Genomic DNA, 825 nt, shown 5'->3' with positions numbered 1-825 from the left:
CTGAGTGATCAGGTGGGTCAAATTACAACTGCTGTTGTTAAACAAAGGTGGGTCAAAGTTCGACTGCTGTTGACAAGCTGCTCCAACGCCCGTCTGATGGTGGCATTCTGAGAGCCTTTGTGTGCAGTGAGTTGCAGCCGTTCCCTTAGTCGGTCAAAGCCAATGCGATAGAAGTTATCCGGTAACTCCACAAGGTACAGGTACAGCGCCTGTGCTGACTCTTTTCGGGCCAAGGTTTTCAGGATTTTAAGGTATAGCCTAGTTTTACCATCGACCTGGTAGAGGGTGTTCAGGTCCGGGTTTGGCCTGATGATGACCTCATCGGTACCCTCATCATAGTAAGAGGTGGAGACCAGACTCATATCAATTTTGATTTTTTTGCCTTCAACCGAAGACGGCTTAATGAACTGGAAATACGTATGCTGAATTCGCGTCAGAGAGTCACTGAATCGCTTGCGTAACCGGGAGTCTACACGCTTTGTCGCCAGCCCGCAGCTGCATGCAAAATCAATGAAATTCATTCGTACAGTGCCGTCCTTTTCCAGGTACTTATTGGTCAGTGAATCCACAATCCCTAACCAGACCTTAAAATCAGTATCCATATCAAGGCGCGGACCGAAAATGCTGATCTTCTCGTAACCTTCTCCGGAAAGAGATGACAGTCTGCACAACTCCTTGGTGGCGTCAATGTGATGTCCTCTGGACATGGGATCAGAGCCATCTTTCAGGGTTGGAACAAATACACCCAATTGAACCGCCCCGGGAATCCTGGAGACTAAACTCTTTGAGAGAGAGGTAAACAGGATGACTAAAAACACACGTTTT

The 825-nt window shown here is 47.6% G+C and carries 1 protein-coding gene; it reads right to left on the bottom strand.

Going from position 1 to position 825, the window contains the following annotated elements:
- Nucleotides 1–17 precede the first annotated feature (17 nt).
- Nucleotides 18–818 (bottom strand): RepB family plasmid replication initiator protein, encoded by an 801-nt coding sequence (locus ACSZPU_RS26000; protein ID WP_499004500.1) that lies wholly within the window; start codon nucleotides 816–818, stop codon nucleotides 18–20.
- Nucleotides 819–825: the final 7 nt, after the last annotated feature.

The organism is Phytobacter sp. V69, assembly GCF_965644215.1.
Classification (GTDB): Bacteria; Pseudomonadota; Gammaproteobacteria; order Enterobacterales; family Enterobacteriaceae; genus Phytobacter.
Note: the sequence above shows the minus strand (reverse complement) of the source record. Positions and strands in the feature narration are given on the sequence as shown.